We start from the raw sequence: 23,240 nt of genomic DNA, 5'->3' as shown, positions 1-23,240 counted from the left end.
CGTGACGTGACCTGGCGGCGACGCGCGGGCGAACTTCCCCCGGAAGAACTGCCCTTCGGGCCTACTTGCCAGTAATGTCGTCGGCCGTGACCGACGCCGAAAACCACATATCCCGCCGCAGCGCCGTCACGGCCGTAGCGGCCGCCGCCCTGCTGCCGCTCGCCGCCCAGACCGCCGCCCACGCCGATACCGGCCCCGCCTTCCTGCACGGCGTCGCCTCCGGCGATCCGCTGCCCGACGGCGTCCTGCTGTGGACGCGCGTCACCCCCACCCCGGACGCCGTGCCCGGTTCGGGACTCGGCCCGGCCGTCGAGACCGGCTGGGAGGTCGCCACGGACCGGGAGTTCCGTACGGTCGTCGCGCACGGCACCGCCAAGACCACCGCCTCGGCCGACCACACCGTCAAGGCCGATGTGCGCGGACTGCGGCCGGCCACCGACTACTTCTACCGCTTCCGGGCCGACGGCGGCGCCTACTCCCCCGTGGGACGCACCCGCACCGCCCCGGCGGCCGACACCGCCGCCCCCGGGATCCGCTTCGGCGTGGTCTCCTGCGCCAACTGGGAAGCGGGCTGGTTCTCCCCGTACCGCCATCTCGCGGCCCGCACCGACCTGGACGCGGTCCTGCACCTGGGCGACTACATCTACGAGTACCGGAGCGGCGAATACCCCGACCGGACGTACACGGTCCGGCAGCACGCCCCCACCCACGAGATCACCACCCTCGCCGACTACCGCACCCGGCACGGCAGGTACAAGACGGACGCCGATCTGCGGGCGCTGCACGCCGCGATACCGATGATCGCCATCTGGGACGACCACGAGTTCGCCAACGACGCCTGGTCGGGCGGGGCCGAGAACCACACCCCCGGCACCGAGGGAGCCTGGGCCTCACGGATGGCCGCCGCCAAACAGGCGTACTTCGAGTGGATGCCGGTGCGCCCCTCCACCGAGGGCACCACCTACCGGAGGCTGCGCTACGGCACGCTCGCCGACCTCCACCTGCTCGACCTGCGCTCGTTCCGCTCGCAGCAGGTGTCCGTGGGCAGCGGCGCGGTGGACGACCCGGAGCGCACGGTCACCGGGCGCGCCCAGCTCGACTGGCTCAAGTCCGGGCTCAGCGGCTCGGACACCACCTGGCGGCTGGTGGGCAACTCCGTGATGATCTCGCCGGTCGCCTTCGGCTCGCTCCCCGCCGAGGTGCTCGCCCCGCTGGCCGAACTCCTCGGGCTGCCCAAGGAGGGCCTGGCGATCAACACCGACCAATGGGACGGCTACACCGACGACCGGCGCGAACTGCTCGCCCATCTCACCGGGAACGCCATCGGCAACACCGTCTTCCTCACCGGTGACATCCACATGGCGTGGGCCAACGACGTGCCGGTGAAAGCCGCGACCTATCCGCTGTCCGACTCGGCCGCGACCGAGTTCGTGGTCACCTCGGTGACCTCCGACAACCTCGACGATCTGCTCCACGTGCCGGAGCGCACCGTCTCCCTGGCCGCGGCCGCCGCCCTCCGCGCCGCCAACCGGCACGTGAAGTGGCTGGACATGGACGCCCACGGCTACGGCGTGCTCGACGTCACCGCCGAACGGGCCCAGATGGACTACTACGCCGTCTCCGACAAGGCCGACCCGCGCGCCACGGCGTCCTGGAGCCGGTCCTACCTGACCCGCTCCGGCACCCAGCGGGTCGAGCGCGCCGACACGCCGGTGGCCTGAAAGCCCTACCCCAGTTCCTCGAGGAAGCCGAGGGCCACCCGCCAGGTGGCCTCGGCGGCCTGCTCGTCGTAGTCCGGCAGCTCCGGGTCGGTGTACAGATGCCCGGCTCCCGGATAGCGGAAGACCTCCACATCGGCCCCGGTCCGCCCCATCCGCAGATACCAGGCGTTCAGCCAGTCGTGCGGCTCGAACGGGTCGGGATCGGCGACGTGCAGCTGCACCGGCAGCTCATCGGTCGTGGTGTCGTCGGCGATGTCCGACGTCCCGTGCAGCAGGAGCAGCCCGCGCGCCTTGTCGTCGGCCAGCGCCAGGTTCTGCGCGAGCGAGCCGCCGAGCGAGAAGCCCGCGTAGACCAGGCCCCGGTCCGAGACCGGCGCCGCGGCCCGCACCGCCCGCTTCAGCAACTCGTCCCCGCCGATCTCCTCCTTGAGGGCCATGCCCTCCTCCGCGGTGGCCGCCGTCCGCCCCTCGTACAGATCGGGTACGTACACCTCGTGCCCCGCGGCGCGCAGCCGGTCCGCGGCCGCGCGCACCGCGGGCCGCAGGCCGTACATGGAATGGAGGAGCAGGATCGGGGAACCGGTCACAGTGGTCACTTCCTTGTGGGTGAAACGCGCTTCGCCCATCGTGCCAGGTACGGCCCGGGAAGGCGGAAATCGAGAACCTCCGGCGGAAGGACGAGGAAGATCTTCATGGAGGACGTGCTGCGTCCCGTCATCGTCATCGGCGGCTCGCTCGCCATCACCGTGTTCATCGGCTGGGGAGCCGACTGGCTGTTGCGGCGGATCGACGCCCGGCACCCGGAAACCCCGCTGTGGGACCTGCTGCGCGGCTGCCGGCTGCCCCTTCAGGTGACGGTGTGCACGGCGCTGCTGCGCGGCTCGTACGACACGATCAAGGCGCAGGCCATCACCTCACACCAGACGGCGATCGGCCGGCTGCTCACCCTGGTGCTGATCGCGGCGACGGCCTGGCTGGCGATCCGGGCCTCCGGCGCCATCGTGGAGTCCTCGTACTCCCGCTACGCCGCCAGCGCGCACGACGCGGCGCGGGTGCGGCGGGTGCGCACCCAGGTCACGCTGATCCAGCGGGTGGTGGCCGCGGTGGTCGGGGTGGTGGCGGCGTCGGCGATGCTGCTGACGTTCCCCGCGATGCGAACCGTCGGCACGTCCATGCTGGCGTCCGCCGGAATCCTGGGCATCGTCGCCGGTGTCGCCGCCCAGTCGACGCTGGGCAACCTCTTCGCCGGACTGCAGATCGCCTTCGGCGACATGGTGCGGATCGGCGACACGGTGGTGGTCAACGGCGAATGGGGCACGGTCGAGGAGATCACCCTCACCTTCCTGTCGGTGCGGACCTGGGACGAGCGCCGGATCACCATGCCGGTGTCGTACTTCACCGGCCAGCCCTTCGAGAACTGGTCGCGCGGCGGCACCCAGAAGACCGGCACGGTCTTCTTCCACCTCGACCACCACGCCCCGATCGAGGAGATGCGGGCGAAGCTGCGCGAGATCGTGCAGAAGTCCCCGGCCTGGGACGGGCGGGACTGGAGCCTGGTCGTCACCGACACCAGCCCGAGCACCATCGTGGTGCGGGCGCTGGTGACCGCGCGGGACTCCGACGACGCGTGGACGGTGCGGTGCGACATCCGGGAGCAGATGATCACGTGGCTGCGCACGGAGCATCCGTACGCGCTGCCGCGGATCACGACCGCGCCCGCGGCGCAGGCCCAGCTGCCCGCGACGGCGGCCGCCTCCCGGCCCGGCTCCCGGCGCGAGGACCACTTCGCCCGCTTCGACGACGGCTTCCGCAAGAGCTGACCGCCGCGGGGGGGGCACGGGGCTCAGCGCCTCCAGCGCCTCACAGCGCCCGCCGCATCGCGCGGTGGGGAATGCCGCTGCCCTCGTCGAACTCCGGCCCGAACGCCTCGTAGCCCAGCCGCTCGTAGAAGGCGAGCGCGCGCGTCTGCCCCTCCAGGTAGACCCCGGACAGCCCGCGCCGCGCCGCCTCCGCCTCGACCGCCCGGACCAGCGCGGCCCCCAGCCCGGTGCCGCGCGCCACGCCGGCCACGGCGAGGCGGCCGAGGACGGCGGTGGTGGCGCCGTTCACCCCGGCGTGGCCGTACTTGATGTCGGCCGCCGCGCCGTACAGGAAGCGGACGGTGCCCACGGGGCGGCCCGCCGAGGAGGCCAGGAGGTGGACGGCGTGCGCGTCGTACGCGTCCATCTCCTCCTCCACGGGAATCTCCTGCTCGACCACGAAGACCTCGTGGCGCACGGCGTGGCAGCCCGTGAGGTCGCCGTCGGTCACGACCTCGATCGCGTACGGCGGGTTCACGCGCTCTCCGCGCGCACGATGTCCAGCGCCCGCTGCAGATCGTCCGGGTAGGGGCTCTCGAACTCGATCCAGCTGCCGTCGGAGGGATGCTCGAAGCCCAGCCGCATCGCGTGCAGCCACTGCCGGGTCAGCTTCAGCCGCTTGGCGAGCGTCGGGTCGGCCCCGTAGGTGAGGTCGCCGACGCATGGATGGCGGTGGGCCGACATGTGCACCCGGATCTGGTGGGTGCGCCCGGTCTCCAGCTTGATGTCGAGCAGGCTGGCGGCGCGGAAGGCCTCGATGAGGTCGTAGTGGGTGACGCTCGGCTTGCCGTCCGCGGTCACCGCCCACTTGTAGTCGGCTTGCGGATGACGCCCGATCGGCGCGTCGATGGTGCCGCTGAGCGGATCGGGGTGGCCCTGGACCAGCGCGTGGTAGCGCTTGTCGACCGTGCGCTCCCGGAACTGCTGCTTGAGCAGGGTGTACGCGCGCTCGGACTTGGCGACGACCATCAGACCGGAGGTGCCCACATCCAGCCGGTGGACGATGCCCTGGCGCTCGGCGGCGCCCGAGGTGGCGATGCGGAAACCCGCGGCCGCGAGCCCGCCGATCACGGTCGTGCCGCTCCAGCCGGGGCTGGGGTGGGCGGCGACGCCGACCGGCTTGGCGATGACCACGATGTCGTCGTCGTCATGGACGATCTCCATGCCCTCGACGGGCTCGGCGACGACCTGCACCGGCGGCGCGGCCTGGGGCATCTCGACTTCGAGCCAGGCCCCGCCGGAGACCCGGTCGGACTTACCGGCGGTGCTGCCGTCGACCTGCACCTTCCCGGCGGCGGCCAGCTCGGCCGCCTTGGTCCGCGAGAAGCCGAACATGCGGGCGATCGCGGCGTCGACGCGCTCGCCCTCCAGTCCGTCGGGTACGGGCAGGGTGCGGATCTCGGGAATCGTACTCACCCGTCGAGTATGACGGACCGCGCGCACCGGTTCGTACGCCCGTCGCATACCGGCCCGCGTCAGTCCTTGTGAACAGTGCCGTCCGGGTCCAGGCCGCGGAAGGACAGGATCACGATCAGGAAGCCGCCGCACACGATCGCCGAGTCGGCAAGGTTGAAGACCGCGAAGTGGGCGGGCGCGATGAAGTCCACGACCGCCCCCTGCAGATCGCCGGGCGTCCGGAAGACCCGGTCGGTGAGGTTGCCGAAGGCGCCGCCGAGCAGCATGCCGAGCGCGATGGCCCAGGGCAGGCTGTAGAGCTTGCGGGCCAGCCGCGCGATGACCACGATCACCCCGGCCGCGATCACCGTGAAGACGATGGTCATCGCCTCGCCCATGCCGAAGGCCGCACCGCGGTTACGGATCACCTCCAGCTGCAGCCAGGTGCCGATCACCTCGACTGGAGCGTGGTGCTCCAGCTTCGCGACCACGGCCAGCTTGCTGCACAGATCCAGGAGGTAGGCGAACCCGGCGACCGCGGCCAGCACCCCGATCCGCCGCCTCTTCCCGGCTCCGGCCACGGCCCCGGCGTCGCTGGGCCCGGCGCCCTCCTCGGCCTTCCCCGCATCTGGCGTACCGATGGCCTGCTCCGCCTCTGTCAACGTATGTTCCCTCATTGTCGGGCCAGTCTCCCCCTGGCTCAGACGAGGGTACGACACAGGCTTGCGAACGGTCAGCGGCGCTCCTGGCGCTGCTTGCACTCGACGCACAGCGTCGCGCGCGGGAACGCCTGCATCCGGGCCTTGCCGATCGCGTTCCCGCAGTTCTCGCACAGGCCGTAGGTCCCGGCGTCCAGCCGCTCCAGGGCGCGCTCGGACTGCAGCAGCATCTCGCGGGCGTTCCCGGCCAGGGCCATCTCGTGCTCGCGCGTGATGTTCTTGGTGCCGGTGTCGGCCTGGTCGTCGCCCGCGCCGTCGCCGGAGTCCCGCATGAGCCCGGTGATGGCCTCCTCGGAGGCGAGGATCTCGGTGCGCAGCCGGCCGGCCTCGGCCAGCAGCCCGGTGCGCGCCTCGTCGACCTCCTCCGCCGACCAGGGGTCCTCCCCGGGGCGTACGGCCAGCTCACCGGGGTCCACGGGCCCGCCGGCCCGGGCCTTGGGCACGCCGGACGGCGGGAACGACGGCGCGGTCTGCTTGGCGGTCGGCGCACCGCCCGGAGTCTTCTTCGCAACCACTTTCCTGGCTCCCGTCTTCTTCGCGGGCACCGCCTTCTTGGCGGATGCGGCCGATGCGGTCTTCTTCGCCGTGGCCTTCTTGACCGCGGCCTTCGTGGTCTTCTTGGCCGTGGTCCTGGCGGCCGCCTTCTTCGTGACCTTCGCGGCCTTCTCGTCCTGCGCGGCGGCCGACGTGGCCTTGCCCGCCGAGGCGCTCTTCTTCGCGGACGCGGCCTTCGTCGCCTTCGCCGTGCTCTTCTGCACGGCGGTCTTCCTCGCCACCATGGCCGCGGCCCCTTCACATATTGTGATCTTGCTCGCGAATCGTTCCGGAACGATAAATCGACTCCGGGCACGCGGCAACGGGGCACGCCGCCCGATTCGCCCGGCTTGCCCGTACGGCAACCCGGTCTCCACGGTTGTGCCCCACCCACCGCCCGGTAATCCGGCCGGGAACCGGTACCGGAGAGTGACGCGCGACGACTCCCGCACTGCAGCACCCGGCGTATCGGCATTCGGGTCATCTCGGGTCCGGCCCCTCCCCCAGTCGGCGCAGCGGCGGAAATCGGTCGGCCGCGGTCCGTCCGGCCCCGTACACTGGGCGCAGCGAAAGGCGTGGATGGGGACGAGTAGCGGCGTACGCGGCCACGAGCGACCCGGGGACGGTGTGAGCCCGGGGGCGAGCGCGACGTGAAGGATCACCCCGGAGCCGCCGGAAGAACACCCTCCCTGGGCCAGTAGAACCGGCATCGCGCCCCAATGAGGGGGCCGGGAGCGCACTGCTCGCGGCCAAGGAGGGTGGTACCGCGGGAGCGCTGACGGCTCTCGTCCCTCCGACGGAAACGACGAGACGTATCCGCCGGAGGACGCATTCCGATGACGCAGTACCGCCAGGTGCCCGCCCAGGTCGACCTGCCCGCCCTCGAGCACGCCGTGCTCGACTTCTGGCAGGAGAACAAGATCTTCGCCCGCACCCTCGAACAGTCCGAGGGCCGGCCGGAGTGGGTCTTCTACGAGGGCCCGCCCACCGCCAACGGCATGCCGGGCGCCCATCACATCGAGGCCCGCGTCTTCAAGGACGTCTTCCCCCGTTTCCGCACCATGCGCGGCTACCACGTGGCCCGCAAGGCGGGCTGGGACTGCCACGGCCTGCCGGTGGAGCTGGCGGTCGAGAAGGAGATGGGCTTCAACGGCAAGAAGGACATCGAGGCGTTCGGCATCGCCGAGTTCAACGCCAAGTGCCGGGAGTCGGTGACCCGGCACACCGACGCCTTCGCCGAGCTGACCCGGCGCATGGGCTACTGGGTCGACCTGGACGACGCCTACCGCACGATGGACCCCGAGTACGTCGAGTCGGTGTGGTGGTCGCTCAAGGAGATCTTCACCAAGGGCCTGCTGGTCCAGGACCACCGGGTCGCCCCCTGGTGTCCGCGCTGCGGCACCGGGCTGTCCGACCACGAGCTGGCCCAGGGCTACGAGACCGTCGTCGACGCCTCGGTCTACGTGCGCTTCCCGCTGACCTCCGGCCCGCTGGCGGGCGAGGCGTCCCTGCTGGCCTGGACGACCACCCCGTTCTCGCTGGTCGCCAACCTCACCGTCGCCGCACACCCCGAGGTGACCTATGTGGTCGCCACGGACGGCAAGGAGAAGCTGGTCGTCGCCGAGACGCTGGTCGAGCAGGCGCTGGGCGAGGGATGGCACACCACCGGCCGGAGCTTCACCGGCGCGGAGATGGAGCGCTGGACGTATCAGCGCCCCTTCGAGCTGGTCGAGATCCCCGACGCGCACTTCGTCGTCAACGCCGACTACGTCACCACCGAGGACGGCACCGGACTGGTCCACCAGGCGCCCTACGGTGAGGAGGACTTCAAGAGCAGCCGCGCCTACGGCGTGCCGATCGTCAACCCGATCCGCACGGACGGCACCTTCGAGGAGGGGCTGGACCTGGTCGGCGGCCAGTTCTTCAAGAAGGCCGACGAGACGCTGGTCCGCGACATGGACGAGCGCGGGCTGCTGTTCCGGCACCTGGCGTACGAGCACAGTTACCCGCACTGCTGGCGCTGCCACACCCCGCTGATCTACTACCCCCAGCCGTCCTGGTACATCCGCACCACCGCGGTCAAGGACGCGCTGCTGCGGGAGAACGAGAAGACCAACTGGTTCCCGGACTCGGTCAAGCACGGCCGCTTCGGCGACTGGCTGAACAACAACATCGACTGGGCGCTCTCCCGCAACCGCTACTGGGGCACCCCGCTGCCCATCTGGCGCTGCGCGGAGGACCACCTGACCTGCGTCGGCTCGCTCACCGAGCTGTCCGAGCTGACCGGCACCGACCAGAGCGGACTCGACCCGCACCGCCCGTACATCGACGACGTCACCTTCCCCTGCACCGCCGAGGGCTGCTCCCTGGAGGCCGTGCGGGTGCCGGAGGTCATCGACGCCTGGTACGACTCGGGTTCGATGCCGTTCGCGCAGTGGGGCTACCCGTACCGCAACAAGGAGGTCTTCGAGAAGCGCTACCCGGCGCAGTTCATCTCCGAGGCCATCGACCAGACCCGCGGCTGGTTCTACACGCTGATGGCGGTCGGCACGCTCGTCTTCGACCGGTCGAGCTATGAGAACGTGGTCTGCCTCGGTCACATCCTGGCCGAGGACGGCCGGAAGATGTCCAAGCATCTGGGCAACATCCTGCAGCCGATCCCGCTCATGGACCAGCACGGCGCCGACGCCGTGCGCTGGTTCATGGCCGCCGGCGGATCGCCGTGGGCGGCCCGCCGGGTGGGCCACGGCACCATCCAGGAGGTCGTGCGCAAGACGCTGCTGACCTACTGGAACACGGTCGCCTTCCAGGCCCTGTACGCCCGCACCTCGGGCTGGGCGCCGTCCGCCGCCGACCCGGCCAGGGCCGAGCGCCCGATGCTGGACCGCTGGCTGCTGGGCGAACTGGGCACGCTCACCGAGCAGGTCACCCAGGCGATGGAGGCGTACGACACCCAGCGCGCCGGACGACTGCTGTCGGCGTTCGTGGACGACCTGTCCAACTGGTACGTGCGCCGCTCGCGCCGCCGCTTCTGGCAGGGCGACGCGGCCGCGCTGCGCACCCTGCACGAGGTCATCGAGACGGTCACCCGGCTGATGGCCCCGCTGGTGCCGTTCATCACCGAGCGCGTCTGGCAGGACCTGGTCGTCCCGGTCGTCCCGGACGCCCCCGACTCCGTCCACCTGACCTCGTGGCCCGAGGCCGACCAGGCCATGATCGACCCGGCTCTCTCGGCCCAGATGGCGCTCGTACGCCGCCTGGTGGAGCTGGGCCGGGCCACCCGGGCCGAGTCCGGCGTGAAGACCCGCCAGCCGCTGTCGCGGGCGCTGGTCGCCGCCTCCGGCTTCGAGAAGCTGGGCCCCGAGCTGCGCGCCCAGATCGAGGAGGAGCTGAACGTCTCCTCGCTCGCCGCGCTGAACGAGGTCGGCGGCTCGCTGGTCGACACCACCGCCAAGGCCAACTTCCGTGCCCTGGGCAAGCGCTTCGGCAAGGGCACCCAGCCCGTCGCCAAGGCCATCGCGGACGCCGACGCGGCCGCGCTGTCGGTCGCGCTGCGCGAGGGGAACGCGTCGGTCGTGGTGGACGGCGAGACGGTCGCCCTCTCCCCCGACGAGGTCATCATCACCGAAACCCCGCGGGAGGGCTGGTCGGTCGCCTCCGACTCCGGCGCCACGGTCGCCCTCGACCTGGAGATCACCCCGGAGCTGCGGCGCGCGGGCCTCGCCCGGGACGCCATCCGGCTGATCCAGGAGGCCCGTAAGAACAGCGGCCTGGACGTCGCCGACCGGATCGCCCTGCGGTGGGTGTCCGCCGACGAGGAGCTCCGCCAGGCCCTCACGGACCACGCGGGGCTGATCTCGGACGAGGTCCTCGCCACGGACTTCGCCTCCGGTGAGGCCGACGCCGCCTACGGCACCCCCTTCGAGGACCAGGCCCTGGGCCTGACGTTCCGCCTCCGCAAGGCGTAACGCCCGGCGGGGTCTTGTTCCCCGTCCACGCCCCTCGCGCGGCGGTATTGCGCGAGGGGCGTGGACAACGGGGCCGCAACCATCGATCAACGCGAAAAGGGGCTGGGCCCCGGGAGCGATCCGCTCCCGGGGCCCAGCCCTTGGTGATTGCCGACGCGCGCTTACGCGCGACGCGTCAGTTGTCGTCCTCGTCGATGAGGAAGCCCCGCATCGGGCTCGGCGCCTGCTGCATCGGCTGCGGACTCTGCGGCCGCACCGGTGCCATCGGCTGGGTCATCGCGGGAGACATCTGCTGCTGCCCACCGTACGACGGCGCGCCGCCGTTCTGGTTGTGGCCGCCGCCCATCGACTGGTTGCCACCCATCGTGTGGCCACCCATCGAGCCGGCACCCGAGGAAGCCATGGACCCGCTCATCGAGGGGGACGGCGGCAGCGAGGCGGTCGCCGGAGTCCGCGGCGGGGCCAGCGAGTCGTCGGACTGGTTCTCCAGCTGGCGCAGCTGGCTCTCCAGGTACGACTTCAGGCGCGTGCGGTACTCGCGTTCGAAGCCGCGCAGGTCCTCGACCTTGCGCTCGAGCGTGGCACGAGCGGACTCCAGGGAGCCCATCGCGACACGGTGCTTCTCCTGCGCGTCCCGCTCCAGCGCGTCGGCCTTGGCGCGGGCGTCGCGCTCCAGGCCCTCGGCGCGGCTGCGGGCCTCACCGACGATCTTGTTGGCCTCGGAACGGGCCTCCGCGATCGCCTGGTCGGCGGTCTGCTGCGCGAGCGAGAGCACGCGCGCGGCGCTGTCGCCGCCCGGGCCCTGACCCGGCTGCGGCAGCTGCGGGCCGCCGGGGCCACCGGGACCGCCCATCGGGCCACCCATGGGCCCGCCGGGACCCATGGGGCCGTTCTGACCCATCGGACCGGGGCCGCCGGGACCGCCCGGGCCACCGGGACCGCCCTGACCCATCGGGCCGGGGCCCTGGCCCATCGGACCGGCCGGCAGCTGCGGAGCACCGCCCGGAAGCTGCGGCGGGCCGCCCATCTGCTGCTGCTGTTGCTGTTGCTGCGGCGGGCCGGGCTGGCCCTGCTGCTGCGGCGGTCCGGATATGGCGGCGGGAACAGGGGCGCCGGGTCGCTCCTGCTGTTCCGGAGGTTTGCGCATGCCTTGTTGCTGCTGACTCTGTGCGGCGGCCCGGGTGGCTGCGGCCAGCTTGGCGCGCAGGTCCTCGTTCTCCCGCAACAGCCGGGTCAGTTCGGCTTCGACCTCGTCGAGGAAGGCATCGACCTCGTCCTCGTCATAGCCTTCTCGGAGGCGGACGGTCGTGAACTGCTTGTTCCGCACGTCCTCGGGGGTCAACGGCATCTCTACTTCACCTCAACGTAGTCGTCGGCAACCGGCAAGACCGTATCGTTCACACCCTGCTCGCAAAATTGCTCACGACGGTGATCAGGATCCAGACGATGATCATCAGCACGAAGAAGGACAGGTCGAGCGCCACACCCCCGAGACGCAACGGCGGGATGACCCGCCGCAGCAGCTTGAGTGGCGGATCGGTCACAGTGTAGGTGGCCTCGAGGATGACCACCATCGCCCTACCGGGTTGCCACGAGCGCGCGAACTGGAAGACGTAGTCCATCACCAGCCGGAAGATCAGCACGATCAGGAAGCAGTACAACGCGATGTAGATCACCTGCAGTGCGATGCCCATCTCGCGCGTCCCTCTCCCCTGTTTCGTACGCGGCCTTACGGCCTCGGATGACTCGGTGTTGCCGTGTTGCGTCTCAGCTCTGGTTGAAGAACCCGCCCTCTGCGATACGGGCCTTGTCCTCCGCCGTGACATCGACGTTAGCAGGAGACAACAGGAACACCTTCTGCGTCACTCGCTCAATGCTCCCATGGAGGCCGAACACGAGTCCGGCGGCAAAGTCGACAAGTCGCTTCGCGTCCGTGTCGTCCATCTCCGTCAGATTCATGATCACCGGGGTGCCCTCGCGGAAGTGTTCCCCGATAGTACGGGCCTCGTTGTAGGTCCGGGGGTGCAGTGTGGTGATGCGGTACGGCTCCCGCTCGGACACAACCTTGGGCATGATCACCGGTGCGTTCTTCTCCAGGCTCTGACGTTCAGGTGTGATAGACGCCACGGGGGCAATTCGGGCGGGTTGTCTGCTTTCCGTTACAAGCGGAGCCGGTTCACGCTGTGCGGGGGGGTGGACCACTCGCACAGATTCGCCCCTCTCCGGCCGCGGCTCGGTCTCCACCGCCGGATGACGCCGGCGCTCCCGCTCGGGCTCCGGCTCGGGTTCGAATTCGTCGTCGGGGTCGAACCCCCGGCCGTCGTACCCATCGTCCTCCACGAGGCCGAGGTAGACCGCCATCTTGCGCATCGCGCCGGCCATTCTCTGCGTCCTCCGCTCTGTGGTGGATCGGCTCCGCCACCGGATGCCTTGGATCCACGTGGCCTGCCCGTCTTTTGACGGGAATGACCATATTTTCTACTGTGGTCCGACTTCTTCGCGACGTTACCGGAGCCTGGGGCGGACTCCGAGTACCGCAGTGCCGACGCGCACATGTGTCGCCCCCGCCGCAACCGCTTCTTCCAGATCTGAGCTCATTCCCGCCGAGACCATGTTCGCAGCCGGATGAGCCACGCGCAGGCCGGACGAGATTTCCCTCAGCCGGTCGAAGGCCGCCCGCGGCCGGTCCGCGTAGGGGCCGGTCAGCGGCGCCACGGTCATCAGACCGTCCAGCCGCAACCCGTCGGCCGCGGCCACGGCATCGGCCAGAGCGCCCACACCGTCCGGACCGACACCGCCCCGCTGACCCCGCTCGTCGGAGTCCGCGTCGAGCGCCACTTGAATCAGGACGCCCAGCTCGCGCGCGGCCCCCACGGCCGCCCTCGAGAGGGCGTCGACCAAGCGCTTGCGATCAACCGATTGCACCACATCGGCATAACTGCACACAGAACGCGCTTTATTGGTCTGCAATTGCCCGACAAAGTGCCAAATCAAGGGCAGATCAGCACATTCCGCCGCTTTGGGAGCGACCTCCTGATCACGGTTCTCGGCGACGTGCCGGACGCCCAGTTCCGCGAGCAAACGGACATCGCTCGCCGGGTAGGTCTTGGTGACCACGATCAGGGTCACCTCTTCGCGCTTGCGACCGGCGGAGGCACAGGCGGCAGAGATACGTTCCTCCACCTGTGCCAGGTTCGCGGCCAGTTCCGTCTTGCGATCCGTCACAGCTCAGCCGTCCAACCAGACATAGCTCGCGAGCCGCCCTGTCGTGCGGTCGCGCCGGTACGAGAAGTGGTCCGCCGATTCCCGGGTGCAGATGTGAGATTGTCCATCCATCTCCACACCGGCCCGGCCGAGTTGGGCCCGCACCCCGGCCGCCACGTCCACCGCCGGGGTGCCCCAGCTGGTCTCCGCCCAGGACTCGGGCACCGTCTCGGCGACCTCGGCGCGCATGGCCGCGGGCACCTCGTAGCACCGGCCGCAAACGGAGGGTCCGGTTCGGGCCACGATCCGGGCCGGGTCCGCGCCCTGGGCCACCATCGCCTCGACCACCGCCGGGACCACCCCGGCGACCAGTCCGGGCCGGCCCGCGTGCGCGGCGCCGGCGACACCGGCGACCGGATCGGCCAGCAGCACCGGAGTGCAGTCGGCGGTGAGGACGGCGAGGGCGAGCCCCCGACGCGACGTCACCACCGCGTCCACGGCGGGGATCTCACCGGTCGTCCAGGGACCCTCGACCACGGCCACGTCCCGGCCGTGCACCTGGTTCATCCAGATGACGGACGACGGGTCCAGGCCGAGCGCCTTGGCCGCCAGCTCGCGGTTGGCCGTCACGGCCTGGGGGTCGTCGCCCACCGCGCCGCCGAGGTTGAGCTCGTCATACGGAGCGGCGCTCACCCCGCCCCACCGGTCGGTGAAGCCGAAGTGCGCGCCGCTGGCGTCGTGCTGTTGCGCTATCACTGCGGGATCGCTTCAGGGTCGCCGTGGAGCCATGGCAGCGGGCTCACTTCAGGAAGTCCGGCACGTCCAGCTCCTCGGCCTGGCTGTCCTGGTAGGGACGGGCCGGCGGGACCTGCGGGGTGGACACCGGGGGCGGCGGCGGGACCTCGGCGACCGGAGCGGGCTCCGCCGGGACGGGCTCCTCCTCACGCGGAGTGACGCTGCCCAGGCCGCCGAAGGACGGACGGCCGGGCTCCGGGGCGGACTGGCGGGGGGCCTGACCGCTCCCGCTCTCCTCGCGACCGCCGCTGTACGAGCCCAGCACCTTGTCGCGGTTCTGGTTCTTCGCGGGCGGCTGACCGCCGTCGAAGCCCGCCGCGATCACGGTGACCCGGACCTCGTCCCCGAGCGCGTCGTCGATCACCGCGCCGAAGATGATGTTGGCCTCGGGGTGGGCGGCCTCGCTCACCAGCTGGGCGGCCTCGTTGATCTCGAACAGGCCGAGGTCGGAGCCGCCGGAGATGGAGAGCAGCACCCCCCGGGCGCCGTCGATGGACGCCTCCAGCAGTGGTGAGGAGATCGCCATCTCCGCGGCGGCCACCGCACGGTCGTCGCCGCGCGCCGAGCCGATGCCCATGAGCGCCGAGCCCGCCTCGGACATCACGGACTTGACGTCCGCGAAGTCGAGGTTGATCAGACCGGGGGTGGTGATGAGGTCGGTGATGCCCTGAACACCCGACAGCAGCACCTGGTCCGCCGACTTGAACGCGTCGAGCACGCTCACCTGACGGTCGGAAATCGACAGGAGCCGGTCGTTCGGAATGACGATGAGGGTGTCGACCTCGTCGCGCAGTCCCGCGATGCCGTCCTCGGCCTGATTGGCGCGCCGGCGGCCCTCGAAGGTGAACGGACGGGTGACCACGCCGATCGTCAGCGCGCCCAGGGAGCGCGCGATGTTGGCGACCACGGGGGCGCCACCGGTGCCGGTGCCACCGCCCTCGCCCGCCGTCACGAAGACCATGTCGGCCCCCTTGAGGACCTCCTCGATCTCCTCGCGGTGGTCCTCGGCGGCCTTCCGGCCGACATCGGGGTTGGCGCCGGCGCCCAATCCACGAGTGAGCTCGCGGCCGACGTCGAGCTTGACGTCCGCGTCACTCATCAGCAGGGCCTGCGCATCGGTGTTGATCGCGATGAACTCGACGCCCTTGAGCCCGACCTCGATCATCCGGTTGATGGCATTCACGCCACCGCCGCCGATGCCGACGACCTTGATGACTGCGAGGTAGTTCTGCGGTGCTGCCACGTCGAAGGCCTCTCGCCTCGAGTTACGTGTCGTCACCCCGCCGTTGCCGCGGTGCGCCGACTGATGCCGAATGGGACGGTTCCGATTGCCGACCCCAACCCTAACGCTGAAGTTTAGGGTTACCAGTGCCTCTGTTTCCCGGAGTCTTCGGAACAGGACACTAAGTCGACAAGTGGCGCGCGTTCAATGAACACGCCGAACCGACCGCTTTTCTTTTCACCCTATGTGATCACCCAGTGGTCCAGCCAACCAGGGCTGCTGGCCTGCCGCTATGCCCGTCAACTACGGGACACCGCGGGCGCGCTCGGCGCGCTGACGTCGAAGTGACCGGCGTCGGGCCGCGCTTTCATGAGCGCCGTGAGCGCCTTGGCCTTCGCGGCTCCGCGCTCATCGCTCCCCCACGCGACCGTCCGGCTCCGGGACAGCTCCAGGGTGATCGAGTCGTACGAGCGGACCCGGACCGAGCGCATGTCGTCGCGGACCTTCGCCGGGAGCCCGGCGACCACCCGGACGGCCTCCCGGCGCAGTCGCGCCGGGCCGAAATGGCGTGAACTCGGCGACCGGTCCGGCTCCATTTCGAGCAGGGGAACGCCCTTGGGCCGCTTGGTCACACGGGAGAACCGCACGCCATGGACGTCCACTTCGCGGAACTTCCCGTCCTCTTCGACAATCACTTCGGCCTTGCGTTCCGTCACATCAAGACTGATGGTGTGCGGCCATGACCGGGATACGTCCACTTTCGCTATCCGCGGCAGCCGGTCCCGTAGTCGCCGCCCGATCGCGTCGGTGTCCACCGCGGCCAGGGGGGTGTCCAGCGGGACGGCCGCGGCCTCGCGGACCGCGTCCGGGGTGAGCACGTCCGCGCCGGTGACCGTCACCCGCTCGGCCCGCAGCCAGCTCGACCCGTACAGCAGCCAGCCGGTCCCGCCGCCCAGCAGGGCGGCCGCCACCGCGGCGATCACCACGGTGCGGCGGCTGGGCAGGCGGAACCTGCGCCGCGCCGCGAACAGACGCGGGGGCGGGCCGGACGGCGACGTCCTTCGGGTGCCGCTCTCGGCGGTCGTCGGTCCGGCCACGCTCCCTGCCTTCTCACGCCTGGCGGCGTGCCGCGATTGCCTCGTACACCATGCCGACCAGCAGCTCGTCGGCGTCCCGGCGGCCGAACTCGGCGGCGCGCCGCGACATCTCGTACAGCCGGTGCGGGTCGCCGAGCACCGGCAGGACGTTGCTCTGCACCCATTCGGGCGTCAGTTCGGCGTCGTCGACCAGCAGTCCGCCGCCCGCCTTGACCAACGGCTGGGCGTTGAGCCGCTGCTCGCCGTTGCCGATGGGCAGCGGGACGTAGGCGGCCGGCAGCCCGACGGCGGACAGCTCGGCGACGGTCATCGCGCCCGCACGGCAGAGCATCATGTCGGCCGCGGCGTACGCGAGGTCCATCCGGTCCACGTACGGTACCGGGATATAGGGCGGCATTCCGGGCATGTTGTCCACATGCGGCAGTTCGTTTTTCGGGCCGACCGCGTGCAGCACCTGAATTCCGGCCCGCTGCAGGAACGGGGCGACCCGCTGGACCACCTCGTTCAGCCGGCGCGCGCCCTGCGAGCCGCCGGAGACCAGCAGCGTCGGCAGGTTCTGGTCGAGCCCGAAGGCCGCGCGCGCCTCGGGGCGGACCGCCGCCCGGTCCAGGGTGGCGATGGAGCGGCGCAGCGGGATGCCCACGTAGCGGGCGCCCCGGAGCTTGCTGTCCGGGGTGGAGACCCCGACCGACGTGGCGTAGCGGGAGCCGATCTTGTTGGCGAGCCCGGGCCGGGCGTTGGCCTCATGGACGATGATCGGCACGCCCAGCCGCTTGGCGGCCAGATAGCCGGGCAGGGCCACATAGCCGCCGAAGCCGACCACACAGTCGGCCTTGGTGCGCTCCAGGATCTGCTCGGCGGCCTTGATCGTGCCGCGCAGCCGCCCGGGGACGGTGATCAGCTCGGGGGTGGGTTTGCGTGGCAGCGGCACGGCCGGGATCAGCCCGAGTTCGTAGCCGCGCTCGGGCACGAGCCGGGTCTCGAGCCCGCGCTCCGTGCCGAGCGCTGTGATCCCCACGGTCGGATCCTGCCTTCGCAGGGCGTCCGCGAGGGCGAGCGCGGGCTCGATGTGGCCGGCGGTCCCCCCACCGGCGAGTACGACATGCACCGAAATTCACCGCTCTCCGGACGGCCGTTCCTTGACGCGCCGTCTCATCGTCTTCCGTCTCACCCGGGCCAGCTTCTTCCGCAAAGCAGGCTGCCGCATGGCCAGCGCCGCCCGCGCGGCGGGCTCGGCCCGGGCGAAGGCGATCAGCAGACCTACGGCGAACATGGTCGGCAGCAGGGCGGACCCTCCGTAGGAGAACAGCGGGAGCGGGACCCCGGCGATCGGCAGCAGACCGAGCACCGCACCGATGTTGATCACGGCCTGGGCCGTGATCCAGGTGGTCACACCTCCCGCGGCGTACCTCACGAAGGGGTCCTCCGTGCGTCCGGCCACGCGGATACCCGCATAGCCTAGAGCCGCGAAGAGGACGAGCACCGACAGCGTCCCCGCCAGGCCGAGTTCCTCCCCGGTAATGGCGAAGATGAAGTCGGTGTGCGGTTCGGGGAGTTCGCCCCATTTCTCCATGGACGCGCCCAGTCCGGAGCCGAACCATCCGCCGTTGGCCAGAGCATAGATCCCATGCACCGCCTGCCAGCACTGATCGCCTGCTCCGGGCTCGGTGGCGCCGATGCAGGCGAGCCGGGACATCCGGTTGGGGCTGGTTTTGATCAGCAGAATCGCGATCGCCCCGGCGAAGGCGAGCACGCCGGCGAAGAGCCGGGTGGGGGCGCCCGCCAGCCAAAGCAGGCCGAAAAGAATCGCCGAGAGAATGATCGCGGTGCCCATGTCGCCGCCCAGCATGATCATCCCGAGCAGCAGGGCCGCCGCCGGGACGAGCGGCACCAGGAGGTGCTTCCACTGCGCGAGCAGCCGCTTGTCCTGCTTGCGGGCGAGCAGATCGGCTCCCCACAGGACGAGCGCGAGCTTGCCGAACTCGCTCGGCTGGAGCATGAACGGGCCGCCGAAGGAGATCCAGTTCTGGTTGCCGTTGACCGAGATCCCTATCCCCGGCACCTGGACCAGGCACATCAGGAAGACCGAGGCGGCCAGCAGCGGATAGGCGAAGGCGCGGTGCAGCTTGATCGGCATGCGCACGGCCAGCAGCATCAGCGCGCCGCCGAGCGCCGCGGCGAAGAGCTGTTTGCGGAAGAAGTACGAGGGGGCGAGGCCGGACTGGAGCGCCTTGATCTGGGAGGCGGAGTAGACCATCACCAGGCCCAGCACGATGATCAGGGCGGCGCCGCCGAGGATCAGGTAGTACGCGGTGAGCGGCCGGTCCCAGGCCTTCTTGGCGCGCTGCTGTGCGCCCCGCAGGGCGTCCAGCAGGCCGCCCTTGGAGGGGCGGCGGGGTGCGCGGACCACGGGGCGGCGGGGCGCCCTGGGAGCGCTCTGACGGCCCTTGCCCGCCTTGTCCCTGCCCTGGGGGGTCGTGACCGCGGCCTTGCCCCGGCCGCTCGGCGGGCGGGCGGGTGCCGCGGACCGCTCCCCGCCCCGCGCCGCCGCGGGCCGTGGCCGCGCGGCGCCGCCCGCCCGCGGCCCGGGGCGGCCGGGGGCTGTTCCGGCCTGCCGGGACCGCGGCGCCGCGGGCTGGTCAGGCGTCATGTCGTATCCCCTCCAGGTTCTCCGCGCGAGCGGTGGTCCTCGCGGGGGACCTGCGGGCTACTGCTCGTCCGTGACCGGGCCGGAGGCCAGGTCGTGAACCGCCGCGGCGAAGGCGTCGCCCCGCTTGTTGTAGTTGGTGAACATGTCCATCGAGGCGCAGGCCGGGGCCAGAAGGACGGTATCGCCCGGCCGGGCGAGCCGGGCCGCTTCCCGGACAGCCGCCGCCATCGCCCCAGTGTCGGTCCGGTCGAGGTCCACGACCGGGACATCCGCTGCGTGTCGCGCGAGCGCTTCCCGGATCAGGGCGCGGTCGGCGCCGATCAGCACCACGCCGCGCAGCCGCTGGGCGGCCGTGGATACGAGGTCGTCGAAGGTGGCGCCCTTGGCGAGGCCGCCGGCGACCCACACGATGTGCTCGTACGCGCCCAACGACGCCTCGGCGGCGTGGGTGTTGGTGGCTTTGGAGTCGTCCACGTAACTTACGCCCTCGACGTCCGCGACGTGCTCCACCCGGTGCGGGTCGGGGCGGAAGGCGCGCAGCCCGTCCCGTACGGCGGCGGGCGGCACGCCGAAGGCGCGGGCCAGGGCCGCGGCGGCGAGCGCGTTGGCGATGTTGTGCGGCGCGGGCGGGTTGACGTCGGCGACCTCGGCCAGTTCCTGGGCGTTCTTCTGCCGGTTGGTGACGAACGCCCGGTCGACGAGGATGTTCTCGACGACGCCGAGCTGGGAGGGGCCGGGGGTGCCGAGGGTGAAGCCGATCGCCCGGCAGCCCTCCTCGACATCGGCCGCCCGGACCAGGTCCTCGGTGGCGGGGTCGGCGGCGTTGTAGACGCAGGCCACCTGGTTGCCCTCGTAGATCCGGCCCTTGTCGGCCGCGTACGCCGCCATGGAGCCGTGCCAGTCGAGGTGGTCGGGGGCGAGGTTGAGCACCGCGCCGGAGTGGGCGCGCAGCGAGGGCGCCCAGTGCAGCTGGTAGCTGGACAGCTCGACGGCGAGCACGTCGTAGGGCTCGTCGCCCAGCACGATGTCCAGGAGCGAGACGCCGATGTTGCCGACGGCGGCGGTGCGCAATCCGGCCGCCTCCAGGATGGACGCCAGCATGCGCACGGTGGTGGTCTTGCCGTTGGTGCCGGTGACCGCGAGCCAGGGCGCGGCTGGTTTCCCCGCCGGGGTCTCGCGCAAGCGCCAGGCCAGCTCCACATCGCCCCACACCGGGACGCCGGCCTTCTCGGCGGCCAGGAACAGCGGGCTGGTGGGCTTCCAGCCGGGCGTGGTGACGACCAGCTCGGTGCCCTCGGGCAACGTGGCCCCGTCGCCGAGCCGGACCGTGACGCCGAGCGGTTCCAGTTCGGCCGCCTGGGCGCGCTGGGGCTCGCCGTCGCTTCCGTTGACGACGGTCACCGTGGCCCCGAGGCCCCGCAGCGCACGCGCTGCGGGAACCCCGGAGACGCCGAGTCCGGCGACGGTGACATGCCGTCCGGCGAGGTCGGTGACGTCGATGGTCACGAAGCCCGCCAGCCGGCGTAGAAGAGGCCGAGTCCGACGATCACGCACATGCCCTGGATGATCCAGAACCGGACCACCACCAAGACCTCGCTCCAGCCTTTGAGTTCGAAATGGTGCTGGAGTGGCGCCATCCGGAAGACCCGGCGCCCGGTGAGCCGGAACGAGCCGACCTGGATGACCACGGACAGGGTGATCAGGACGAACAGCCCGCCGAGGATGGCCATCAGCAGCTCCGTACGGGAGCAGATGGCGAGCCCCGCGAGAGCGCCGCCGAGCGCGAGCGAGCCGGTGTCCCCCATGAAGATCTTGGCGGGCGAGGTGTTCCACCACAGGAAGCCGAAGCAGGCGCCCATCAGCGCGGAGGCGACGACCGCGAGGTCGAGCGGGTCGCGCACCTCGAAGCAGGACGAGGGGTTGGTGAGGGTGTCCGCGTTGGCGCAGGACTCCTGGTACTGCCAGACGCCGATGAAGGTGTAGGCGCCGAAGACCATCACGGAGGCGCCGGTGGCCAGGCCGTCCAGGCCGTCGGTGAGGTTCACGCCGTTCGACATCGCGAGGATCATGAACAGCGCCCAGATCGCGAAGATCACCGGGCCGAAGGACCAGCCGAAGTCCTGGACGAAGGACAGCCGGTCGGAGGCCGGGGTCTGCTGGCGGGCATCGGCGAAGTTCAGCGCGAGGATCGCGAAGGCGACACCGACGATCAGCTGACCGGCCATCTTGGCCTTGGCCCGCAGACCCAGGCTGCGCTGCTTGACGATCTTGATGTAGTCGTCGAGGAAGCCGACCAGGCCCATGCCCGCGAACAGGAAGAGCACCAGCACACCGGAGAAGGTGGGCTGGCTGCCCGTGATCACCTTCGTCACCGCGTAGGCGATCAGCGTGGCCAGGATGAAGGAGATGCCGCCCATGGTGGGCGTGCCCTTCTTGCTGCCGTGCGTCCGCGGGCCGTCGTCCCGGATGTACTGGCCGTAGCCCTTGCGGGCGAGCAGCTTGATCAGCAGCGGGGTGCCGATCAGGGTCAGGAAGAGCCCGATGGCTCCGGAGAAGAGGATCTGCCGCATGGCGGGTACGTGTTCTTCTCCCGCGGCGAGGCCACCGGCGAGGAGGATCTGCCCCATGGTCATCGCCCGGTGACCTCACCCTCGAGCAACGCCTGCGCGAGTGCCTCCAGGCCGACCGACCTGGACGCCTTCACCAACACGACATCCCCCGGTCGCAGCTCGCTCCGCAGCAGATCGACCGCTGCCCGCACGTCGGACACGTGCACCGACTCCTCACCCCACGAACCCTCGTTCTTGGCGCCCATGTCCAGCCACGCGGCCTCCCGGCCGCCGACCGCCACGAGCTTGCTGACGTTGAGCCGGACGGCCAGCCGTCCGACCGCGTCGTGCTCGGCCAGTGACTCATCGCCCAGCTCGGCCATCGGGCCCAGCACCGCCCACGTGCGACGCCCCGGTGTTGCGGCGCCCATCGCGGCCAGCGCGCGCAGCGCGGCTCGCATGGACTCGGGGTTCGCGTTGTAGGCGTCATTGACGACCGTCACGCCGTCCGAGCGCTCGGTGACCTCCATCCGCCAGCGGGAGAGCTGCCCCGCCTCGGAGAGCGCCACGGCGATCTCGTCGACGGACATGCCCGTCTCATGGGCGACGGCGGCCGCGGCGAGCGCGTTCGACACGTGGTGCTCACCGTACAGGCGCATGGTCACGTCACCGCACCCGGTAGGGGTGTGAAGCGTGAAGGCGGGGCGGCCACCGTCGGCAAGCCGGACATTCGAGGCACGTACGTCGGCGTCCTCGGCCTCGCCGAACAGGACGGTACGGGCCTTCGTACGGGACGCCATGGCGCGCACCAGGGGGTCGTCGGCATTGAGCACCGCCACCCCGCCGTCCTCGGCGGAGGGCAGCGCCTCGACCAGTTCGCCCTTGGCCTCGGCGATCTGCGCGCGGCCGCCGAACTCGCCGATGTGGGCGGTGCCGACGTTGAGGACGAGCCCGATGCGGGGCGGGGTGAGGTCCGTCAGATAACGGATGTGGCCCTTGCCTCGGGCGCCCATCTCCAGCACCAGGTGCCGGGTCGTCGTATCGGCGCGCAGCGCGGTCAGCGGCAGCCCGATCTCGTTGTTGAACGAGCCGTGCGTCCATACGGTCGGGCCGTGCCGCTGGAGCAGCTGGGCGATGAGGTCCTTGGTGCTGGTCTTCCCGGCGGAGCCGGTGAGCGCCACCACGGTGGTGCCCAGCCGCTCGACGGCGGCGCGGGCGAGCGCGCCCATGGCGGCGACGACGTCGGGGACGACGATCGACGGAACCGGGGCGTCCGGTGCGGAGACCGGGCGGGTGGCCAGGACCGCCACCGCGCCCGCCTCGACCGCGCCGCGCGCGTAGTCGTGGCCGTCCACGCGCTCGCCGGGGAGCGCGGCGAACAGGCTCCCGGGCCGCACCTCGCGGGAGTCGATCACGACGGGTCCGGTGACCTTCAGGTCAGGGTCCGGTATGTCGTGCGGCTGCCCACCGACGAGGCCGGTGATCTCGGTGAGGGACAGTGGGATCACTGATCACCTCCGGCCGTGC

The 23,240-nt window shown here is 70.9% G+C and carries 20 protein-coding genes; 3 read left to right on the top strand and 17 right to left on the bottom strand.

Features of this window, described 5'->3' with window-relative positions:
- Positions 1-74: 74 nt before the first annotated feature.
- On the top strand, positions 75-1,721 hold the full coding sequence (locus tag ASC60_RS29835) for an alkaline phosphatase (RefSeq protein WP_199831082.1): 1,647 nt from the start codon (positions 75-77) through the stop codon (positions 1,719-1,721).
- Positions 1,722-1,726: 5 nt separating this feature from the next.
- Here ASC60_RS29835 and ASC60_RS29830 read toward each other — a convergent pair whose 3' ends face one another.
- Positions 1,727-2,308: a dienelactone hydrolase family protein gene (locus ASC60_RS29830; protein ID WP_267892831.1), complete on the bottom strand. Its 582-nt coding sequence runs from the start codon at positions 2,306-2,308 to the stop codon at positions 1,727-1,729.
- 105 nt (positions 2,309-2,413) lie between these two features.
- Here ASC60_RS29830 and ASC60_RS29825 point away from each other — a divergent pair, with 105 nt between their 5' ends.
- Positions 2,414-3,541, top strand: coding sequence for a mechanosensitive ion channel family protein (locus ASC60_RS29825; protein ID WP_055556356.1), 1,128 nt, complete (start codon positions 2,414-2,416; stop codon positions 3,539-3,541).
- A 40-nt stretch (positions 3,542-3,581) separates the two neighbouring features.
- Here the strand turns inward: ASC60_RS29825 and ASC60_RS29820 are convergent, their stop codons facing one another.
- The 4 genes from ASC60_RS29820 to ASC60_RS29805 all read right to left on the bottom strand — a co-directional run bounded on the left by ASC60_RS29820 (position 3,582) and on the right by ASC60_RS29805 (position 6,473).
- The gene (locus ASC60_RS29820; RefSeq protein WP_055556354.1) at positions 3,582-4,058 is read right to left on the bottom strand and encodes a GNAT family N-acetyltransferase; all 477 of its coding nucleotides are present in this window, start codon (positions 4,056-4,058) and stop codon (positions 3,582-3,584) included.
- Positions 4,055-4,996, bottom strand: coding sequence for an RluA family pseudouridine synthase (locus tag ASC60_RS29815; RefSeq protein WP_055556352.1), 942 nt, complete (start codon positions 4,994-4,996; stop codon positions 4,055-4,057). Before ASC60_RS29815 ends, ASC60_RS29820 begins: the two co-directional genes overlap by 4 nt.
- 59 nt (positions 4,997-5,055) lie before the next feature.
- Entirely contained in the window at positions 5,056-5,637 is a 582-nt protein-coding gene (locus ASC60_RS29810; protein WP_055556351.1) for a signal peptidase II, read from the bottom strand.
- Positions 5,638-5,708: 71 nt separating this feature from the next.
- Positions 5,709-6,473, bottom strand: a complete 765-nt coding sequence (locus ASC60_RS29805; protein ID WP_055556349.1) for a TraR/DksA family transcriptional regulator — start codon at positions 6,471-6,473, stop codon at positions 5,709-5,711.
- A 591-nt stretch (positions 6,474-7,064) separates the two neighbouring features.
- Here ASC60_RS29805 and ileS point away from each other — a divergent pair.
- Positions 7,065-10,196, top strand: coding sequence for an isoleucine--tRNA ligase (gene ileS / locus ASC60_RS29800; RefSeq protein WP_055556348.1), 3,132 nt, complete (start codon positions 7,065-7,067; stop codon positions 10,194-10,196).
- Between the two features lie 175 nt (positions 10,197-10,371).
- On the opposite strand, the gene ASC60_RS29795 is transcribed toward ileS, so the two are convergent.
- The 12 genes from ASC60_RS29795 to murF form a co-directional block, all read right to left on the bottom strand.
- Complete coding sequence (locus ASC60_RS29795) at positions 10,372-11,544, bottom strand: DivIVA domain-containing protein (RefSeq protein ID WP_055556346.1); 1,173 nt, start codon at positions 11,542-11,544, stop codon at positions 10,372-10,374.
- Between the two features lie 49 nt (positions 11,545-11,593).
- Positions 11,594-11,890, bottom strand: a complete 297-nt coding sequence (locus tag ASC60_RS29790; protein ID WP_055556344.1) for a YggT family protein — start codon at positions 11,888-11,890, stop codon at positions 11,594-11,596.
- Positions 11,891-11,963: 73 nt separating this feature from the next.
- Complete coding sequence (locus ASC60_RS29785; protein ID WP_055556343.1) at positions 11,964-12,578, bottom strand: cell division protein SepF; 615 nt, start codon at positions 12,576-12,578, stop codon at positions 11,964-11,966.
- Positions 12,579-12,701: 123 nt separating this feature from the next.
- A complete protein-coding gene (locus ASC60_RS29780; RefSeq protein WP_055556341.1) occupies positions 12,702-13,421 on the bottom strand; it encodes a YggS family pyridoxal phosphate-dependent enzyme in 720 nt (239 codons plus the stop codon).
- A gap of 3 nt (positions 13,422-13,424) precedes the next feature.
- Entirely contained in the window at positions 13,425-14,156 is a 732-nt protein-coding gene (gene pgeF / locus ASC60_RS29775; RefSeq protein WP_055556339.1) for a peptidoglycan editing factor PgeF, read from the bottom strand.
- 43 nt (positions 14,157-14,199) lie between these two features.
- On the bottom strand, positions 14,200-15,438 hold the full coding sequence (ftsZ, locus tag ASC60_RS29770; RefSeq protein WP_055556337.1) for a cell division protein FtsZ: 1,239 nt from the start codon (positions 15,436-15,438) through the stop codon (positions 14,200-14,202).
- 278 nt (positions 15,439-15,716) lie between these two features.
- Complete coding sequence (locus ASC60_RS29765) at positions 15,717-16,514, bottom strand: cell division protein FtsQ/DivIB (RefSeq protein ID WP_055556335.1); 798 nt, start codon at positions 16,512-16,514, stop codon at positions 15,717-15,719.
- A 13-nt stretch (positions 16,515-16,527) separates the two neighbouring features.
- A complete protein-coding gene (murG, locus tag ASC60_RS29760; RefSeq protein ID WP_055556334.1) occupies positions 16,528-17,622 on the bottom strand; it encodes an undecaprenyldiphospho-muramoylpentapeptide beta-N-acetylglucosaminyltransferase in 1,095 nt (364 codons plus the stop codon).
- Positions 17,623-17,628: 6 nt separating this feature from the next.
- Entirely contained in the window at positions 17,629-19,164 is a 1,536-nt protein-coding gene (ftsW, locus tag ASC60_RS29755) for a putative lipid II flippase FtsW (protein ID WP_079038709.1), read from the bottom strand.
- Between the two features lie 57 nt (positions 19,165-19,221).
- Positions 19,222-20,670 carry a UDP-N-acetylmuramoyl-L-alanine--D-glutamate ligase gene (murD, locus tag ASC60_RS29750; protein ID WP_199831081.1) on the bottom strand — a complete coding sequence of 483 codons (1,449 nt, stop codon included), beginning with the start codon at positions 20,668-20,670 and terminating at the stop codon, positions 19,222-19,224.
- Positions 20,667-21,734, bottom strand: coding sequence for a phospho-N-acetylmuramoyl-pentapeptide-transferase (mraY, locus tag ASC60_RS29745; RefSeq protein WP_055556414.1), 1,068 nt, complete (start codon positions 21,732-21,734; stop codon positions 20,667-20,669). The genes murD and mraY overlap by 4 nt, the downstream gene beginning before the upstream one ends.
- Positions 21,735-21,793: 59 nt before the next feature.
- Positions 21,794-23,221 carry a UDP-N-acetylmuramoyl-tripeptide--D-alanyl-D-alanine ligase gene (gene murF / locus ASC60_RS29740; protein ID WP_055556330.1) on the bottom strand — a complete coding sequence of 476 codons (1,428 nt, stop codon included), beginning with the start codon at positions 23,219-23,221 and terminating at the stop codon, positions 21,794-21,796.
- Positions 23,222-23,240: the final 19 nt, after the last annotated feature.

Source organism: Streptomyces sp. NBRC 110028 (genome assembly GCF_001417735.1).
Lineage (GTDB): Bacteria > Actinomycetota > Actinomycetes > Streptomycetales > Streptomycetaceae > Streptomyces.
Note: the sequence above shows the minus strand (reverse complement) of the source record. Positions and strands in the feature narration are given on the sequence as shown.